Origin of the sequence: Hyphomonas oceanitis SCH89 (assembly GCF_000685295.1) — a bacterium.
Taxonomy (GTDB): Bacteria; Pseudomonadota; Alphaproteobacteria; order Caulobacterales; family Hyphomonadaceae; genus Hyphomonas; species Hyphomonas oceanitis.
Map to the genome: position 1 here is coordinate 77252 of NZ_ARYL01000003.1, position 18184 is coordinate 95435.

An 18184-nucleotide genomic window follows, 5' to 3' on the forward strand; every position below is an offset into this window, starting at 1 on the left:
ATGCCTCAGCAGGTGGCGCCGCCATCGACGACCATCATCTGGCCCGTCATGTAGGCACCGGCCTTCGAGGCGAGATAGACAGCCGCGCCGGCAATCTCTTCCGGCTCGCCAATGCGGGCCATGGGCGTGCCGGAAAGGGCCGATTTCAAATTCTTCGGGTCTTCCCACAGGGCGCGGGCAAAGTCGGTGCGGATAAGGCCCGGGGCGATACAGTTCACGCGGATATTGTCCTTGCCGTATTCGGTGGCGAGGTTGCGCGCCAGCTGGAAGTCAGCCGCCTTGGAGATGTTGTACGCGCCAATGATGGGCGAGCCGCGCAGGCCGCCAATCGACGAGACGAGGATGATGGCGCCGTCCTTTCGCTCGCGCATCTGGGGCATGCACATCTGGATCAGCCAGTGGTTCGAGATGATATTGTTCTGCAGCACCTTCTCGAACTGGTCGTCCGAGATGCCTTCCATCGGCCCGTAATAAGGGTTGGCGGCCGCGTTGCACACGACAATGTCGACCTTGCCGAACGCCTTGTTCGTGGCGTCGACCATGGCCTGGAGTTCATCCTTCGACGAGATGTTCGCGGGCACGGCAATGGCTGTTCCGTCGCCATGCTTTTCATTGATGCCGGCGGCCACTTCCTGGCACGGGCCGGGCTTGCGCGACGAGATTGTCACCTTGGCGCCCGCGTCGGCCATGGCCTCGGCAATCGCCCGGCCGATGCCGCGCGACGATCCTGTGATGATGGCTGACTTTCCGGATAGATCAAACAGGCTCATGGCGCCGCTCCCTCATGTTTTATGTTGGCGCGACGGTAAGGGCTGATCAGCCTTCGGGCTAGGGGTATCCTTAGGAAAGGCGAGCCTTATCAGGGCAAATCCCATTCGGCGTTGAGAATCTCGGCCAGGCCCTCGGTCCGCTTGCGCACGACTTCCGGCGTCCAGGCGTCCTGCTCCACAAGGTCGCGGGTCAGGGCAAAGTCCGCCCCGCCGCCGCCATTGAAGTACACTTCCTTCTTGGCGCGATAGTCCAGCCGGTCAGCCTTCTGGTTCACCTTGTTGGTCAGCAGCACGAAATTGCCCAGCGTGTCGCATTGCTCGCGGCGCTTGGCAGGGTCTGGCCAGGTAATCATCCAGTGACTGTCTTCCTGCACGTTGCGGGGCAGGACGTGTTCAACCGTCGCATCGGATTCCGGTGGGATCGTGAAGCCGCCATCAAGCGCGGCGTTCAGGCGAAGGGCCATCGCGCGGCGTTGACCAAAAGTCGCAAAGCGCCCCAGCAGACGCTCACGCACCTTGCGGGCCTCATCCTTGGAAATGGCGAACGGGCCATTCTTGGCCATCAGCGTGCGCTCATTGGAAATGGCGTCGCTCACCTTGTTGAAGCGCTTGTTGCGCTGGTCCTTGTCATGGATGATCAGCTGGATCATGTAGCCAAGCCGTTCGAGGCGCGTGAAGAATTCCGGCGCGAGCGGCGAGTCGAGTCCGCGCTCCACCAGGAACTTCAGCGCCGGCGCGCGCCAGCTTTGCTGCTCAAGCGCACGCAGCTGGTTCAGCTTGTCAGAGACGAGTTTTGCATGCGGGCCGTCGTCCACTTTCGCCGTTGTGATCTGGCGGTATGCGGCCACGTAGCTCGGCAGCATGTCGTCAAGGAATTTGCGCGGGTCGATCTTGGAGAGAACCGCCTTCTGGAAACCGGCCACGAGATCGCCCTTGGGCGAGCGGTCATGGATGGCGCGGATCTGGCGCAGCAGGTCGTCGAACGCGCCGCCGCCCAGCACGGCCTCATGTTCCGCCCAGCGCTCGGCATAGGCATTGGCTTCCTTCACCGAGAACTTGGCCTTCTGGAACAGCTCCGTCTTGATGATGTCGTGGGCGTCCGGTTCCTTGCCGCGGGTGTTGAGAACGCGGAACACCTTGAAGCCCTGATCCTTGTCATTCACGACGACACGCACCAGTGCGCAGCCATTGACCACAGTGTCGGTCAGCGCGCGTCGCCGCTCGTCCGACACCTGTTTCAGTTCCTTCAGCATGGCCCTGGCATTCCCAACCATACGTTGCTGGCTGTCGCTCTCGCCGGGTTCGTTTTCGAGTGTGCGGGTCGCGCCGGGGCGTTGGATCGTGTCGCGGAAAAACGCGCCATCCATATAGTTCAAAGTCAGTCGCCAGCTGGCCGCTTCGCCCAGCATCGGGCGGTCCTCGTCGGCAATCATCGCGTGCAGTGCAGCGGACCGGTCCTTGTCGGTCTCAAGGTCGCGCAGAACGGCCAGGAGAATCGTCAGCGTCGTCAGCCGCTGCTGACCGTCGACAATCTCCACCATTCCGGACTCCGCGCCGTTCACGAGAACGACTGCGCCGATGAAGTGTGGGATGTCGCTGTCAGTCGCCTCGGCAAGGTCGCCGAGCAGGTCGAGCGCCTCGCGCTCTCCCCAGGAATAACTACGTTGGTAGGGCGGCATGCACAGGCGTTCTCCTTGTGCAAAAATACCGCTAAGCGAGCTCTCCTGAGCCCGTACGCCAAGGTCCATTACAATTCCCCTATACAGGCTTCTTCCCTAGCCCTTGCCAAACACCATCACAACGCGGGATGAACGGTTCTCAAGGTCTTTGGGCAAAAGTGTGACGGGAGAGTAACGGTATGCGTCTGGTGAGATTCAAACAGGGTGATGAAGTGCGTTTCGGCCACCTTCAAGCCGACTGTGTAGTGCCGCTTGCAGCGGACACATTCGTCGAAGCGCTGACGGCCAGCCCGCAGGGCGAATCCACACCTCTTGGCGAGGTCGCGCTGCTTTCCCCTGTGGAAAAGCCTGGCAAGATTCTTGGCATAGGCGTCAACTACGCGGCGCACGCGGCTGAGAGCGTCAGCTTCATCGACACCAAGAAGCCGGAAGTGCAAAAGTGGTTCAACAAACAGTCTACCGCCGTGAACGGGCCCTACGCCCAGGTCCACCTGCCCAAGGTCTCCGAACAGCTCGACTATGAAGGCGAGCTTGTCGTCATCATCGGCAAGCGCGGCCGCCATGTGCCCCGCGAGCGCGCCTTCGAGATCGTCGCCGGCCTGACTGTTGGCTGCGACTATTCGGTGCGCGACTGGCAGCGCGCCAGCCAGACCATGATCATGGGCAAGGGCTTCGACACGCATGCCGTCTTCGGCCCGGCCATGGTGACGATGGACGAGATCAACGACCTGCCAAATCTCGAACTGCGCACCTTCGTGAATGGCGAGCAGCGCCAGACCGGTTACATCCGCGACCAGATCCACGACATCTCCGCCCAGATCGCCCACCTCACGGCGGCCTTCACGCTGGAGCCGGGCGACGTCATCTTCACCGGCACACCCGCCGGCGTCGGGGCAGGGCACGAGCCACCGAAATGGCTGAAGGCCGGTGACAAGGTGCGCGTCGAAATCGACTGCCTCGGTTTCACTGAAAACGAAATCGTAAGGGAACCGGGCGACACCGTGATCGGGTAGACCGGAGCCTGAGGGGCATGCGCGCAAGAATACTGCTGGCTTTTCTGCTCGTTGCCGGGTGCAGCGCAGAGAAGGGTCCGGGAATGGTCCCGGAAGTCCCTCGGAAAGTCACCTCAGCGGACTTTGCACTCCTGCCATGCGGCCCCGGAACGGTCCCGCAAGCCTGCGTATTGGTCATGGCGGGCGGAAAGCGTGTCCTCTTTGGCACACCTTCCGGCACTGTTCAGGGGCTGACCGAGACGGACCTCCGAAATCTCGATGCCGTGATGCTCTTTTCCCTGCGCGGGGAAGACATTGAAGGCCTTGATGATATTCGCAATGCCAGCTGGCGCGCGGGCCATGAAACGCCGTTGCGCGTGTCCGGTCCGGTCGGCACCAGCGCCGTCCTCTCCGCCATCAACAAGGCATACGAAACCTCTGACGCTTTCACCTTTGTTGAACAGTCGCCACCCGGTGGTTTCAACGCCGCTGTCCTCCAGCCTTTGCCCGGCGAGAGGGACACCAAGACGCGCGTCTTCAACACCGGCGATCTCGTCGTCACGCACCTTGTGAATGACAAGGAGCAGGTCGGTTACTGGGTTGATTATAATGGTGTTCGCGTCGTGATCGAGCCATGCGGCATGACCCAGGCCTCGCACTTCTCAGACCCCGCAAGGCTGACACTTTCATGCGAAGGGGCAGACCTGTCCTGGCCCGTTACGGACGTGGTTTTTGTACCTCTGGTCGCGCCAAAGAAGGCCGCCGAATCACCATAAGACGACGGGGCCCCGCATCTCTGCAAGGCCCCGCTCTCCCCCGAGATTGCCCCCGCTCCGGCCAATAAAATGGCCACGGACCAGTGCACTCGGATAGGCTGTGGGTATCGGTGGGGTTAACCTTTGTCTAGTCGCTGAAGACGTGTCATGAGTGTGACTCAAAAGGTCTGTGACTTTGACGCAACGGTGGCTGGAGCGGGATTGTGGAAGGTGGCAAATTACGCCATTTCCACGCAATTCGTTAACCAATGGGGCCTATTTGTTAAGGTTGATGGAAAGAACTGGGTGCTGACCGAATGACTTTTGTCTTGTTCCTGCTCTACATCGCAATAGGCGGCGGCGTCGGCTATTGTGTAAATACGTTTGCAGGACTCGGCCTGCCTCTGTCGATCACGAGCGGCGCGATCACCACGGTGATTCTCGCGCAGATCCATGTTCTCGTCGCCAGCAGCCGTTCCCACCGCGAAATTGACGAACGCGTCGAACGTGTCGAGCGCACGACGCGCGACACGGCTGAGCGCGTCGACGTCATCGGCGCGCGTACAGAGGCTGTCGAGACCACCATTAAGCATGAACTGACCGAGCGCCGCGACGCCCTCGTCTCCGAGATGAAGCAGCTCGAAGGTCTGATCGACCGCCTCTCGCGCAGCTTCGAAGCCAAGCTCGCCGAACCGTCCGTCGTCTCCTCCGTGGCGCCGCAGGATGATGCCATCCTGCGCGATGTGCGCGATGCCCTGAAAGATGGCCGGGTCGACCTCCATCTCCAGCCCATCGTGTCGCTGCCGCAGCGCCGCGTGGCCTTCTATGAAGGCTTCACGCGCCTGCGCCGTCCGGATGGCTCACTGATTCTGCCTGCCGAATTCCTGGATGCGGCCCGCCGCGCCAACCTGATGGGCATCATCGACAATTTCACACTTTTCCGCTGCGTGCAGATCGTGCGCCGTCTGGCCGAGCGTGACCGCCGCGTTGGTGTGTTCTGCAACATCGCTGCGTCGTCGCTGGAAGACACCACATTCTTCCCGATGTTCCTGCAATTCATGACCGAGAATCGCGACCTCTCCGGCGCCGTGATTTTCGAGATCCGCGCTGACCGTTTCGAAACCAGCTCCGCCACGATGCGCGAGAACATGGCCAAGCTGACCGCGCTCGGTTTCCGCTTCTCGATCGACCATGCGTCCGACCTGTCACTGGACCTGCCGCGCCTTCAGGCGTCGAGCGTCCGCTTCGTGAAGATGAACGGCCACACGCTGATCGAACAGCTGCGCGACCCGCATGGCTCGCGTCCTGTCTCGTCGATCAACCGCCGCGTCGATGGCGCGGAAGTCACCGCCATACTCTCGCGCTATGGCGTGACCATGATCGCCGAGAAGATCGAAGACGAAGCCAGTGTCGTGGAAATCCTCGAATATGACATCCCGTATGGTCAGGGCCACATCTTCGGTGCACCCCGCCCAATCAAGGCGTCGCTGATGGAAGAAACGGCGCCCCCCAGCGAGCTGATGCAGCGTCTGTCGAATTTCGGCTGATCGCCTCCGGCATCATTTCGCCCCAATCGCTTCGCTAAATGGGCCCCGTACATGAGACGGGAGTGACCCATGCGCATTCTGGCTTTGCCTTTCCTTCTGTTCGCGGCGGGGCTTTCCGCATCGGCCCAGACTGCGCCCGAAGTGGTCAAGGTCGAGGCCATCCTGCCGGATCCGCAAGGCGACGAGATGGAGCCTGCACCCGCGCTTGAGCTGATCGAGGACCACTCGGTCGTCCTGCTCGACCTCACCATGTCCGTCGAAGCCTATCCCTCCTTCGAGAACGCAGATGGCACATACTCGACACTGGATGGCGATTGCGAATTCGGGCCGATGGAGGGCGTTCGCATGATGTCCGTGCCGACAGGTTCCAACCATCTCCTGCTGAACATCCGTCCCGGCGACCCCAGCCAATTCGCCGCCAACAGCGTGTCGTGCGATTACATGCCCAGCCTGCAGATCGGCGAGAATATCGGCCAGGTCGTGAAGGTGCGCGGCTGCTATCTAGCCAACTATCACTCGATCCCCACAGCGGCGATGTACGTGCTCAACCCGCTACCGGCGAGCGCCTGCGGCCTGACGCAATAATGCACCGCTGGATTGACCGGGGGTGCGGCGCGGCCTAGGTCGCGGCGCATGACACAGCTGCGTTTTCCCGAAGGCCTGTCCGCGATTGCGGGCGAATATGACTCGATCCTCTGCGATGTGTGGGGCGTGATCCACAATGGGCGCGCCATCTTCGCCGAGGCCTGCGAGGCGCTCGTGAAGTTCCGCGCACAGGGCGGCCACGTTTGCCTGATTACCAATGCGCCCGTGCCCAAGGCGCAGGCCATCCGCTATTTCGAACCACTGGGCGTGCCCAAGGATTCGTTCGATGATTGCGTGACCTCAGGCGATGCCACGCGCGCTGAACTCAAGCTGCGCAGCGGCCAGTCCATCTGGCGTCTTGGTGGCGACGAGGGCTGGGAGCATGACCGCTTCCTCTATGAGGGGCTCGACCTGAAATTCGAAGACAGCGCCAATGCCGACCTGCTGCTCTGCATCGGCCTGCGCGACATGTACAATGACCAGCCCGAGGAATACCGCGACGAGCTGAAAGAAGGGGTCGATCGCGGCCTGACGATGATCTGCGCCAATCCGGACAAGCAGGTACGTGTCGGCGGCAAGCTCTACTGGTGCGCTGGCGCGCTGGCCGACATCTACGAGGATTTGGGCGGCACCGTCGTCTATCCCGGCAAGCCGCATGCGGGCATCTATCGCCTCGCGCTGGAGCGGCTGAACGCGCTTGGCCACACGCCTTCGCGCATCCTCTGCATCGGCGACAGCCCCGCCACGGACATTCGCGGCGCCACCCGGCAGGGCTATGACAGCCTCTATGTCGGCACGGGCCTCAAGGAACACGGACCTGACTTCCAGCAGGAAGTCACCGACCTGCTCGCCGACTATGGCGAAAACGCCACTTACGCCATGTCGGGTCTAAGGTGGTGACGTGGGCATCTGCCCCGTGTATCGAACTTCTCGGACAATTATTGGAGATCCGGACGTATGAGTGAATTCACCGGCTTTAAGTATGAAGACCTGGAAATCGGCATGTCGCACGAAACCGTGCACACGATCTCCGAAAACGACATCCAGCGTTTCGCGGAAGTGTCGGGCGACTATAACCCGCTGCACATGAACGAGGAGTTCGCTGCCAAGACCGTGTTCGGTCGCCGCATTGCCCATGGCGCGCTGACCGCGAGCTATATCTCCGGCATCCTCGGCAACAATTTGCCGGGCCCTGGGGCGATCTTCATCGGTCTCTCCATGCGCTTCAAACGCCCTGTGCACATTGGCGATACGGTCACCGTGCGGGCCGAAGTGGCGGAGAAGCAGGACCGGGGCAACCGGGTGACCCTGAAAGTGGAATGCACGGTCGACGACAAGCGCGTCATCACCGGCGAAGCTGAAGTGGTTGCGCCGCGCCGAGACGCCTGATGGCTATCTTTGCAGACTATCGCGGGTTGCCCGCCAGCGCGCGCGGTGCGTCCGTGGCGCTGGGCAATTTCGATGGTCTGCATGCCGGGCATCGCGCGGTCATGGAAGCCGCGCGCAAGGCCGGCCAGGGCAAGCTGTCAGTGGCGACCTTCGAGCCGCCACCGCGCGCCTATTTCCGGCCCAACGACCCACCTTTCCGCATCCTGAGGCCCGAGCGTCGTAACAGGCTCATCCTCGCAGAAGGGGCCGATACGGTCTTCGAACTGCCTTTCAATGGCGAGATGGCGGCGATGACCGACGAGGCCTTCGTGCGTCAGGTCCTGGTCGAGGGGCTGGGCGTGTCGCACGTCTCTGTCGGTTTTGACTTCCGCTTTGGACGTGGCCGCATGGGCAATGTGGCCCGCCTGTCGAGCCTTGGCCGCGCCCTCGGCTTTGGTGTTTCCGTGGTCGAGGAAGTGCTGGAATTTGGCGCCAAGGCCTCCTCCACTGCCATCCGTCAGGCCCTGATGGCCGGCGAGCCTCAAGTGGCGGCTGAGATCCTTGGGGACTGGTGGATTGCTGACGGCATTGTCGAGTCCGGCGAGAAGAACGGCCGCACATTCGGCTTCCCGACGGCGAATATCCATCTCAACGACCTGATCCACCCACGCCACGGCGTCTATGCTGTCCGGGCCCGCGTCGAGGGCGAGCAGGACTGGCGCGACGGCGTCGCCAATTTCGGCCGCACGCCGACCACGGGCCTGCGTGATCCACTGCTGGAAACCTTTATTTTCGACTTCGATCAGGACCTATATGGCAAGTGGCTGGAGGTCCAACTGGTGGCCTATCTGCGGCCGGAACTGAAGTTCGACAGTGTCGATGACATGATCGCCCAGATGCACAAGGACGCCGCCGAATCACGCGTTCGCCTGAAAGCGGCTTCCTCACTGCCAAATTAGCGCCCGATTCACCCGGATAAGTGATAGTTGTTCCGGAACTTTGAAACCCCTCCGGTGTTGGGATTCATATGCAGAAAGCGCTCCTGTCACTATGTCTTTGCGCTGCGGTGCCGCTGGCTGCGGTTGCGCAGGCGCCGACTGTTGGCGTGCGCGCGCGCGATATGATCGTCGGCTCGGTGGGCACAGGTGACCTTCAACTGCTGCTGGATGATATGGGCGCGCATTACACGACGTCAGGCGTCAATGACCGTCAGGCCCCTTATGTGTTCGCCACCAGCAAGGACGGCATGTCGTTTGGGGTCTACACGGCCTGCGCCAATCCTGACGGGACGGACTGCCGGGGCATTGAATTCCTTGCCGTTTTCAAATCGGATCTCTCGGTTGAGCAGGTCAGCGCGATTGACCAGGCCTATGCGGCCGTTTCCATCTACAAGTCAGCTCCCGATACGGTGAACGTCTCGCGATACGTCATACTTGACCATGGCGTGACCTGGGCGAACCTTCTGGAAAATGGCGAGGTCTTTGAAGTTCTGTGCGAAAAACTGACAGAGGAACTGTCGGATACCTCTTCTGCACAGGTGGCGGATTCCGCCTATGGTGGCCTGCGATAGTGACAGGGCTTTCCCCGCCTGCTAGGCGGAAAAGCATGGCACGGATACACAGCATTCGAATTAGACGCCCGGCGGCGCACTGACCCGATTTGACGGGGCGGGCGAAGCCGGGAATTCATGCTGCTGAACCCATCCAGAAACCCGTGGTAAAACCATCGGAAACCCGTATCAAACCCCTATGATACCGCAAAAAGCCATACTGATCCCATGACCGATTCCCTGACTGACCGCGATTACCGCGACACGCTGTTCCTGCCGACAACCGAATTCCCGATGCGAGGCGGCCTGCCGCAGCGCGAACCGGAATGGATCAAGCGCTGGGACGAGATGAACCTCTACAAGTGGCTGCGCGCCGACGCGAAGTCGCGCGGGGCCAAGCCGTGGATCCTGCATGACGGCCCGCCCTATGCGAACGGCCACATCCACCTCGGCACGGCGATGAACAAGATCGTCAAGGACATCATCGTGCGTTCGCACCAGATGACGGGCCATGACGCGGCCTATCTGCCGGGCTGGGACTGCCATGGCCTGCCCATCGAGTGGAAGGTGGAAGAGGAATTCCGATCCAAAAACCGCGGCAAGGATGACGTGCCGGGCGACGAGTTTCGTGCCGCCTGCCGCGCCTATGCCGAAAAATGGGTCGAGATCCAGGGCAAGGAATTCCGCGCGCTTGGCATTGAGGGCGAATGGGACAATCCCTACCTCACCATGAAGTTCGAGAGCGAGGCGACCATCGTTGCCGAATTCCTGCGCATGGCCATGCAGGGCGCCCTCGTGCGCGGCGCCAAGCCGATCATGTGGAGCCCGGTCGAGCGTACAGCCCTCGCAGAAGCGGAAGTGGAATATTACGACCGTAAGGTGCCGGTGATCTGGGTGAAGTTTCCCGTTAAGGCGTACAAGCTTGGCATTGAGAAGCGGAACCCGGATGGAACAAGGGATACTCAACTTTCCGAGTTGCTGAATGATACGAGCGTTGTGATCTGGACGACCACACCTTGGACGATCCCAGCGAACCAAGCCGTGAGCTTTAGCTACGGTATTACCTACAATATCTACGAGGTATTGTCCGTTATGACCGAGGAAGAACTCGGTTTTGCGCCGTATGCGCGGGTGGGGGAAAAACTCATTATTGCGGAAAATTTGGCGGAAGACGTCAAAGAGGCAGCCAAGATCAAAGAATGGCGCGAATTGTCTGTTTTCAAGCCCGAAACCGTAGAAAGCCTTTCGCATCCGCTCTCTGAAATGGATCCCTTCTTCGACCACCCCATCCCGATGCTCGCTGGCGACCATGTCACCGCCGATGCCGGTACGGGCTTCGTGCACACGGCGCCGGCGCATGGTGAGGATGACTTCAACGTCTTCATGGCAAACGGCCACAAGGCCTCCGACATCCGCCAGATCGTCGATGCCGATGGCTGCTACACGCCGGACGTACCGCGCTTTGGCGGCATGGATATCATCCGCACCAGCGGCAAGAAGCGCGGCGACCCAGGTAAGGCCAATCAGGAAGTCATCGCGGCACTCGCCGAGAGTGGCAACCTGCTGGCGCGCGGCATCACCACAATCCGCGATGCGCACTCGTGGCGCTCCAAGGCGCCGGTTATCCGCCGGGCCACGCCGCAATGGTTCATCTCGATGGACAAGCCGGGCCCGAACGGCAAGTCGCTGCGCGAGAACGCGCTCGCCGCCATCGACGCGACCGAATTCTTCCCCGCCGTGGGCCGTAACCGCCTGCGCTCCATGGTCGAAGGGCGGCCCGATTGGCTGATCAGCCGTCAGCGCAACTGGGGGGTTCCGATCACCATCTTCGTCGACAAGAGCGGCCAGCCGCACACGGCCGCGCTTCCTGCCGATCAGGCGCAGGCCCTCAACGAGACGATCAAGGCGGCCATCGCGGCTGGCGGCGTCGAAGCCTGGTTCAGCACACCGAAGGAGGGTTTCCTCGGCGCGCACGGCCTGAATGCCGACGATTGGGACAAGGTGACGGACGTTCTCGACGTCTGGTTTGATAGCGGCACGACGCACGCCTTCGCCCTGCGCGAGCGCGGCATCATCGACGCCGAAACCGGCCAGGCCGACCTCTACATGGAAGGCTCTGACCAGCACCGCGGCTGGTTCCAGTCCTCACTGCTGGAATGCTGCGCAACGCGCGGAATGGCGCCTTACAAGCAGGTGCTGACGCACGGCTTCATCGTCGATTCCGAAGGCAAGAAAATGTCGAAATCGATCGGTAACACGATCGAGCCGGAACAGATCGCCAAGCAATACGGCATCGAGATCCTGCGCATCTGGACGGCCAGCGGTGACTATACAGAAGACCTGCGCATCTCCGACGAGATCATCAAGGGCTCGGTCGAATCCTACCGCAAGCTACGCAACACAGTGCGCTACATGCTTGGCGCCCTCGACGGCTGGACCGAGGCTGAGGCCATCGAAGCGCGCAAGATGCCCGGCCTTGAGCGCTGGGTGCTGCACCGCCTGTCTGAACTCGATGAACAGGTGCGCGCGGCCTATGATGTCTACGACTTCAAGAAGGTGATGAGCCTGCTCATCAATTTCTGCGGCGTCGACCTTTCGGCCGTCTATTTCGACGTACGCAAGGACAGCCTCTATTGCGATCCGCGTTTCGAGACAGAGGAAGTCTGGGACGGCGACACGGCCAATTTCGGCAATCGCCGCCGCGCGGCCCGCACCGTCATGGCCGCTGTGCTGGAGCGCCTGCTGACATGGCTCGCCCCCGTCATGCCGTTCACGATGGAAGAGGCCTTTCTCGAAAGCCACCTGAAGGGCAGTGTCGCCTCTGTCCACCTGCTGCAATTCCCCGACACGCCGGTCGGCTGGCGCGATGCCGACCTCGCCGCACGCTGGGAGAAGATCTTCACCGTTCGCCGCGTCGTCACCGGCGCGCTGGAAGTCGAACGCCGCGAGAAGCGTATCGGCGCCTCGCTCGAATCCACGCCGCGTGTGCTGATCGCCGACGAATCCCTCATCAAGGCCTTCGAAGGCGAGAATGCGGGCGACCTGTTCATCACGTCTGGCGCAGAGCTGGTGCATTCCTCGACCAGCGAAGGCGGCGGGTTCACGCTCGACGATACGCCGGGCGTTGTTGTGCATCCGGTCAAGGCGAGCGGCGTGAAGTGCCGCCGCAGCTGGAAATACTTCGATCCAGCCAAAGCTGACCCGGCTTTCCCGGACATCACGCCCCGTGATGCCCTGGCCGTGAAGGCCTGGGACGCGATGCACGACTGATCAGAGGAGCCCTCACCTCCCATCGCTTCGCGATGGGCCCCTCCTCTCCCAGAGGGAGAGGAGTTTGACGGCTCTGAACCACTTAACCCCTCTCCCGCTTGCGGGAGAGGAGGGGCCCGCTGCCGAAGGCAGTGGGAGGTGAGGGGTCCAAGTGTACAGAATCGCTTGATCGCCCGGGCGGGGTCTGCAATCTGCTCGGCATGAAGTTCAATCCGGCTAATATCTGGGCGCTGGCCCTGGTGCCCGTCGTCATTCTGGCTGACCAGGTGTCGAAGTGGCTGATCCTGTCCGAGCCGCAATTCAATGCGCTCGCCTGCCTTAACGCGCCTGTGCCGTGTGGCCGTATTCCGCTGCCGGGGCCGATCGACTTCAGCATGCTGTGGAACCGGGGCATGAGCTATGGCTTCCTGCAGTCCGAAGGCCTGATGCGCTGGGTGCTGAGCGCCGCCATGCTGTTGATTGCGCTGGGTTTTCTTGTCTGGCTGCTGCGCGCAGAGGGCCGCCTGCTGAAACTGTCGCTGGCCATGGTTGTCGGCGGGGCCTTCGGCAACCTGATCGACCGGGTGCGTTTCGGCGCTGTTGTCGACTTTATCGACGCCGGCGCACTGCATTTCCCGTGGGTCTTCAATGTGGCCGATGCTGCGATTAGTGTTGGTGCGGTCTTGCTGTTTGTCGATCAGTTCTTACTGTCGGGCCGAAAGCAGGCTAAGCCCGCAAATGAGAATTAAACCGATGCCAACCGGAGGCGAGGACGCCCTATCATGATGAAACCAGTTCTTTTGATTGCGGCCGGCGCGGCCCTTGCGGCCACCACGGCCTGCACATCCGGCGGTGGCGGCACGCGTACGCCTGACGAGTTTCGTGTGGTTACCAAGGCGCCACTGATCGTGCCGCCGGAATATGCACTGCGTCCGCCTCCAGCCGGTGGCTCGCTGCCCGCTGAAGTCGATACGGCCCGCGCCGAGGTGGCAACTACGTTCGGCACGACTGTCGGCAAAGATGCCAGCAAGTCTGAGCGCGCGCTCGTGGCTTCGGCTGGCGCCAATGCTGTGAACCCGATGGTTCGTGCGCAGGTCGACTATGAAGAGACCAAGACGATCCGCAAATCCACTGGCGTGGTCGACAAGATCCTCTTCTGGCGCAAGGACAATGTTGAAGACATCGAAGCCGTCAGCACCGACAATGCGACCGGCGGCGGCGATATCGAGATCGTCAAGGCCAAGCCAGGCGCTCGCCTGAAGCTGCCAGGAACCTGATCCAAGACTGATAGATGCGCGCAAGAGACGACCAGAGGGAGTAGCCCATGAAACGGATAATCACCGGAGGGCTGCTCGCGGTCGCTCTATTCTGCGGAGGCGCGTCGGCGGAAGACGCCGCCTGGACACCAGAGACCTTCACGCTCGACAATGGCATGCAGGTCGTGGTCGTGCCGGATCATCGCGCGCCCGTCGTCACGCACATGGTCTGGTACAAGGTCGGCGCCGTTGACGAGGAGCCGGGCAAATCGGGCCTCGCCCACCTGTTCGAGCACGTCATGTTCAAGGAGACCGAGAATCTCGGTCCCGAAGAGTTCACCACGATCGTCCAGCGCAATGGCGGACAGCTCAACGCCTTCACCAGCTGGGATTACACCGCCTATTTCGAGCGCGTGGCCAAGCCGCAGCTGAAAACCATGATGGAGCTTGAGGCCGAGCGTATGCGCAACCTCAAGATCAATGATGATCCCAAAGGCCCATTCATCTCCGAGCGTGATGTCGTCAAGGAAGAGCGCCGCCAGCGGATCGACAATGATCCGGGCTCCATCCTGCAGGAACAGGTCCTCTCCGAACTCTGGAAGGGCCACCCTTACGAGATCACCGTCATCGGCAAGATGGATGAAGTGGCAAAGCTCTCGCCCGCCGATGGCATGGCCTTTTACCACAAATACTATTCGCCCGAGAACGCGATCCTCGTCGTCGCCGGTGACGTGACGACAGATGAAGTCCGCACGCTTGCTGAGGAAACCTATGGTCAGATCGAGCCCACGGGCACGGTCGACGGCACCCGCAAATGGGCCCCAGTGCCGCTGCTGACCGAGAACAAGCTGCTCGTTCATTCCGACCCAAAAGTGCGCCAGCCAAGCTGGAGCCGCTATTACAGCGGCCTGTCGGAGTCGCGTCAGCGTCGCGAATCCTATGCGCTGGATGTAGGCCTGTCGGTGCTGGGCGGTGGCATGACCAGCAGGCTCTATCAGGCGCTGGTGGAGGACGAGCAGATCGCCATCAATGTCAGTACATTTGCCTGGACGACGTTGCACGATGAGGGCCCGGCAGTGATCAGCGCGAGCCCGGTCGACGGAGTTTCACTGGACGAACTTGACACGGCCGTGATGGCAGAAGTCCGCAAGGTACTCGCGGAAGGCTTCACCGATGAGGAAGTCGAGCGCGCCCGCAATTCGCTTGCCGCTGAAGCAATCTATGCCCGCGACAGCCAGTCCAACATGGCCAACACGTTTGGCTCCACGCTGGCACTGGGTGGCACGATCGATGACATCCTGAACTATCCCGACACGATCAAGTCGATCACGACCGAAGAGGCGCTGGCCGCCGTTCGCACCGTGTTTGGCGAGGATCGGCACTATATCGAAGCGGAACTCATTCCAGCCGAAGGAGACCAGTAAGATGACCTACCTTAAGCTGATGATGGGCGCCGCCAGTGCGCTCGTGCTCACCGCCTGCGCCTCTGCTCCTGTCACCGAGGCGGCCCCGGAAACACTGGTCGAGGCACCTGCTGCCGAACCGGCCATGAAGGTGGATGTCCACAAGGGCGACTTTGTCGAGATCCAGCAATTTGTGACGCCGGGCGGCGTATCCGTCTGGCTCGTCTCCGAGCCGTCCATTCCGATTGTCTCGGTCGAGATGGCGTGGAAGGGCGGCGAGACGTCTGATCCGGAAGGTCTTGAAGGCCTGTCCGATGCGGTCGTGTACAACATGAATGAAGGCGCGGGCGATCTTGATTCGCTCGGCTTCCAGACGCGGATGGAAGAGCTGAACATGAGCTTCGGCTGCTCCACCGGCAATGACTGGACAAGCTGTTCGGCGTCCATGCTGAAGGAAAATGCGCCAGAAGCGATGGGCCTGATCGCGACAGCCTTTGATGAGCCGCGTTTCGATGAGGGCCCGTTCGAGCGCTTCCAGCGCGAGAACCTCATCGGCATCAAGCAGCGCGAAACGAGCGCTGGCTGGCTGGCTCGCAAGGCCATGACCGACGCGCTCTATCCCGGCCATCCGTATGCCCGTCAGACCAGCGTCGAGAGTATTGCTGCCCTGACGCCGGAGCTGGCGCGCGAACAGATGCGCAAGCTGATGGTCAAGGACCGGCTCCTGGTAACCGCCGTGGGTGCGGTGACGCCGGAAGAACTCGCCCCGATGATCGACATGGCCCTTGGTGGCCTGCCGGAAACGAGCGAGCTGCCGCCTGTCGCCGATATCACGCTGCCCACACCACCGGCCGAGCCCATCGTTGTTGACCTGCCACAACCGCAAAGCCTCGTGATGTTTTCCGCGCCCGGCCTTGAGCGCCACGACCCGGATTTCTTCGCCGCCTATGTGCTGAACTACACAGTTGGCGGTGGTGGTTTCGAGAGCCGCCTGATGAAGACGCTGCGCGTCGACAAGGGCCTGACCTATGGTGTCAGCACGGGGCTTTCCACGTCAGACCATCTCGACACGTGGACTGGCGGTGGCCAGACCAAGAACGAGAGCGCGGGCGAATTCCTGGCAGGTATCCATGACGAGCTGAACCTTTTCGTCGCCGATGGCATGACGGAAGAGGAACTCTCTGACGCCAAGGCTTATCTCACTGGTTCATATGCGCTCGGCTTCGATTCCAATGCGAAGATTGCTGACCAGATCATGTCGGTGCGCCAGCAGGATCTCGGCATCGACTATTTCGATACGCGCAATGCGAACATGAATGCCGTGACGCTGGACGATGTGAACCGGGTGGCGAAGGAATATCTCTCCCCCGAGAACTTCATCTATGTCGTGGTCGGCGAGCCGGAAGGCGTGGAATAGTCAGTCCGGTGTCTTGCGCGGCGTCGCGAGGCCCGGGGCGGCGATGCCCCTGACATAGTCCCGGCGGAAAGCGTAAAGCTCCGCCGGGCGCCCGCCCGTTCCGGTCTCAAGACGGCCTGTGCCCTCAACCAGCCCGGTCTTGTCCAGCGCGCGGCGGAAGTTCTGCGTGTGCAGGGAGAGGCCAAGAATGCCTTCCACGGCGCGTTGCAGCGATGACAGCGTGAACCGCTCCGTCAGCAATTCAAACACGACAGGCCGATACTTGATCTTGCCCCGCAGGCGCGACAGAGCCGTGGCGAGGATGCGGTGATGGTCTGACGCCATCGGCGCGCCGAGTGTCACGGCTGGCTTCGACAGGCCGGCATCGCGTGCGCACTCGGCAACCAGCCCGGCTTCATAAAGCAGCTCGTAGCGTTCCAGCACGCGCTCTTCCACCCAGCGGGCCCCATCGAGGCCGAACGCGATACGGGCACGGTCCAGCCGCTTCGGATTGCCGGCAGCCCATGTGTAAAGATGCGGCGCAAGCTCGCCATCGATCATGGACGGGCGGCCATTGCGATGGTCTTCCCACGGGAAATAGCGATACCAGCCCTGCCAGCGCGCCTCGAACGCCGCGCCAGTAGGCGCTGCATCCGGCATCAGCGCGAGATAGCCGACGGAGATGACCCGCGCGGCGGGGGGCGCATCTGTCAGCGTCGCCTCGGGCGTGTCACGGTCCTTGTCGCCAAACGTATAGAGCTGTTCGACATAGCCGAGTTCAAAGCCGGTCTGCTCGCGCACCCAGCCGCGCAGCGACAGGTCGAACGTGCGGTGGCGTTCAGGATCGAACGGGCCGAAGGGCAGGGCGTCTTCGCCCGTCTCCCGGGTTGTGATCAGCACAAGTGGGTTGCCATCATCAATGGCGACCATGACCGCAGAAAGGCCGATCAGGACGGAAAGGGTCATCGGCGCTGGCTCATTTCAAAGTCATGATGCAACTGGTCGTAGCGCGCAAGGAAAGCTTCCTGCGCTTCGGGCACGGCGAGCGGCTTCAGTTTCAGGTGCATGCCTTCCGGCGGCTTGCCGAACAGCTTGTTTGATTCGTCCTCGGAGAAACCGGCGAGCTGGACCGCCTCGAACCAGGCGCAGATAAGGTCGGCGCGCTTGATCAGTTTCTTCAGGCGCTGCGGCGTTACAGGCACGAGTTCGAATCGGATGTGGATGGCTTCCTGCAGGCGCGCTTCGATGGATTTGTAGCTTTCGCCGAGCAGGGCCTTGAAGGGCGAGATCATGTCGCCGATCACGTATTCCGGGCTGTCATGCAAGAGGGCCGTCAGGCAGTCGCGCGGATTGAGGCCCGGGTTCAGCTCGCGGCAGATGCTTTCCACAATGACGGAATGCTCGGCCACGGAGAAGGCATGTCCGCCCTTTGTCTGACCGTTCCAGCGGGCAACACGGGCCAGGCCATGGGCAATGTCCTCGATTTCCACATCCACCGGCGAGGGGTGCGCAAGATCGAGTCGGCGGCCTGACAGCATGCGCTGCCAGACGCGGGGAGGCTTAACAGAACGCTTCACTGGTGTGCTCATCGGGGCCATCATTAAGCTATTGGTAGCAAGGGTAAAGAAACGGAGG

17 protein-coding genes are annotated in these 18184 nt (G+C 61.6%); 13 read left to right on the forward strand and 4 right to left on the reverse strand.

Going from position 1 to position 18184, the window contains the following annotated elements:
- Positions 1-5: 5 nt before the first annotated feature.
- The gene (locus HOC_RS03170; RefSeq protein ID WP_035535837.1) at positions 6-770 is read right to left on the reverse strand and encodes an SDR family NAD(P)-dependent oxidoreductase; all 765 of its coding nucleotides are present in this window, start codon (positions 768-770) and stop codon (positions 6-8) included.
- A gap of 89 nt (positions 771-859) precedes the next feature.
- Entirely contained in the window at positions 860-2518 is a 1659-nt protein-coding gene (locus HOC_RS03175) for a DUF262 domain-containing protein (protein ID WP_035535838.1), read from the reverse strand.
- 110 nt (positions 2519-2628) lie between these two features.
- Between HOC_RS03175 and HOC_RS03180 the strand changes: the two genes are divergently transcribed.
- From HOC_RS03180 to HOC_RS03240, 13 genes are all read left to right on the forward strand, one after another.
- Positions 2629-3462: a fumarylacetoacetate hydrolase family protein gene (locus tag HOC_RS03180; RefSeq protein WP_035535839.1), complete on the forward strand. Its 834-nt coding sequence runs from the start codon at positions 2629-2631 to the stop codon at positions 3460-3462.
- A gap of 17 nt (positions 3463-3479) precedes the next feature.
- A complete protein-coding gene (locus HOC_RS03185; protein ID WP_156950359.1) occupies positions 3480-4217 on the forward strand; it encodes an MBL fold metallo-hydrolase in 738 nt (245 codons plus the stop codon).
- A 296-nt stretch (positions 4218-4513) separates the two neighbouring features.
- Positions 4514-5743 (forward strand): EAL domain-containing protein, encoded by a 1230-nt coding sequence (locus HOC_RS03190; RefSeq protein ID WP_035535841.1) that lies wholly within the window; start codon positions 4514-4516, stop codon positions 5741-5743.
- A 69-nt stretch (positions 5744-5812) separates the two neighbouring features.
- Positions 5813-6328 carry a hypothetical protein gene (locus HOC_RS03195; protein ID WP_035535842.1) on the forward strand — a complete coding sequence of 172 codons (516 nt, stop codon included), beginning with the start codon at positions 5813-5815 and terminating at the stop codon, positions 6326-6328.
- Positions 6329-6376: 48 nt separating this feature from the next.
- A complete protein-coding gene (locus tag HOC_RS03200; protein ID WP_035535843.1) occupies positions 6377-7228 on the forward strand; it encodes a TIGR01459 family HAD-type hydrolase in 852 nt (283 codons plus the stop codon).
- A 57-nt stretch (positions 7229-7285) separates the two neighbouring features.
- Positions 7286-7717: a MaoC family dehydratase gene (locus HOC_RS03205; RefSeq protein WP_035535844.1), complete on the forward strand. Its 432-nt coding sequence runs from the start codon at positions 7286-7288 to the stop codon at positions 7715-7717.
- A complete protein-coding gene (ribF, locus tag HOC_RS03210; RefSeq protein WP_035535845.1) occupies positions 7717-8655 on the forward strand; it encodes a riboflavin biosynthesis protein RibF in 939 nt (312 codons plus the stop codon). Before HOC_RS03205 ends, ribF begins: the two co-directional genes overlap by 1 nt.
- 68 nt (positions 8656-8723) lie before the next feature.
- Complete coding sequence (locus HOC_RS03215) at positions 8724-9266, forward strand: type III secretion system chaperone family protein (RefSeq protein ID WP_035535846.1); 543 nt, start codon at positions 8724-8726, stop codon at positions 9264-9266.
- 207 nt (positions 9267-9473) lie between these two features.
- Positions 9474-12515: an isoleucine--tRNA ligase gene (ileS, locus tag HOC_RS03220; RefSeq protein WP_035535847.1), complete on the forward strand. Its 3042-nt coding sequence runs from the start codon at positions 9474-9476 to the stop codon at positions 12513-12515.
- A 200-nt stretch (positions 12516-12715) separates the two neighbouring features.
- Positions 12716-13243, forward strand: a complete 528-nt coding sequence (gene lspA / locus HOC_RS03225) for a signal peptidase II (protein WP_051624478.1) — start codon at positions 12716-12718, stop codon at positions 13241-13243.
- 33 nt (positions 13244-13276) lie between these two features.
- Positions 13277-13771, forward strand: coding sequence for a DUF3035 domain-containing protein (locus HOC_RS03230; RefSeq protein ID WP_051624479.1), 495 nt, complete (start codon positions 13277-13279; stop codon positions 13769-13771).
- Positions 13772-13818: 47 nt separating this feature from the next.
- A complete protein-coding gene (locus tag HOC_RS03235; RefSeq protein WP_035535848.1) occupies positions 13819-15174 on the forward strand; it encodes a M16 family metallopeptidase in 1356 nt (451 codons plus the stop codon).
- A gap of 1 nt (position 15175) precedes the next feature.
- Positions 15176-16570, forward strand: coding sequence for a M16 family metallopeptidase (locus tag HOC_RS03240; protein ID WP_051624480.1), 1395 nt, complete (start codon positions 15176-15178; stop codon positions 16568-16570).
- Here HOC_RS03240 and HOC_RS03245 read toward each other — a convergent pair whose 3' ends face one another.
- Both HOC_RS03245 and HOC_RS03250 read right to left on the reverse strand, forming a co-directional pair.
- The gene (locus tag HOC_RS03245) at positions 16571-17515 is read right to left on the reverse strand and encodes an NUDIX hydrolase (protein ID WP_035535849.1); all 945 of its coding nucleotides are present in this window, start codon (positions 17513-17515) and stop codon (positions 16571-16573) included. It abuts the gene before it with no gap.
- On the reverse strand, positions 17512-18147 hold the full coding sequence (locus tag HOC_RS03250; RefSeq protein WP_051624497.1) for a YfbR-like 5'-deoxynucleotidase: 636 nt from the start codon (positions 18145-18147) through the stop codon (positions 17512-17514). Before HOC_RS03250 ends, HOC_RS03245 begins: the two co-directional genes overlap by 4 nt.
- Positions 18148-18184 lie beyond the last annotated feature (37 nt).